Genomic DNA, 426 nt, shown 5'->3' on the forward strand with positions numbered 1-426 from the left:
AGGCAAGCGTCGCCACCGCGACCCACCAGTTGATGTCGTGACTGCTCAGCCACAACCAAAAGTTTCCGCCCGCCACGGGCACAGCCTTCGCCGCGCTGGAGAGCCAATCGTCTTTCATTGATTTTCCGCTAAAGAGATTTGTGAAACGTTGATCGCTATCGCACAACGCCTTCCATGTGCGCACCGCGCAGATTCGCACCTGCCAGGTCCGCACCGCTAAGATTCGTGTTCTTAAGACGCGCCCCATCCAAGTCAGCGCCGCTTAAGTCCGCTCCGCACAAGTCAGCTTCGGACAGATCTGCGCTGCGCAGACATGCCCCGCTAAGGTTCGCACCTTTCAGCGACACATTTACAAGAACCGCGCCCCGCAAATCAGCGCCACGCAGGTCTGCACATGTGAGCTTTGCTCCAGTGAAGTCGACATCG

General features: G+C 58.0%; 1 protein-coding gene. It reads right to left on the reverse strand.

The window, feature by feature from the left end; genetic code table 11:
* Nucleotides 1-155: 155 nt before the first annotated feature.
* Nucleotides 156-426: pentapeptide repeat-containing protein (locus QCE79_RS34010; protein ID WP_309852029.1), on the reverse strand; the 271-nt coding region annotated here is incomplete at its 5' end.

The organism is Caballeronia sp. LZ003 (genome assembly GCF_031451465.1).
GTDB lineage: Bacteria > Pseudomonadota > Gammaproteobacteria > Burkholderiales > Burkholderiaceae > Caballeronia.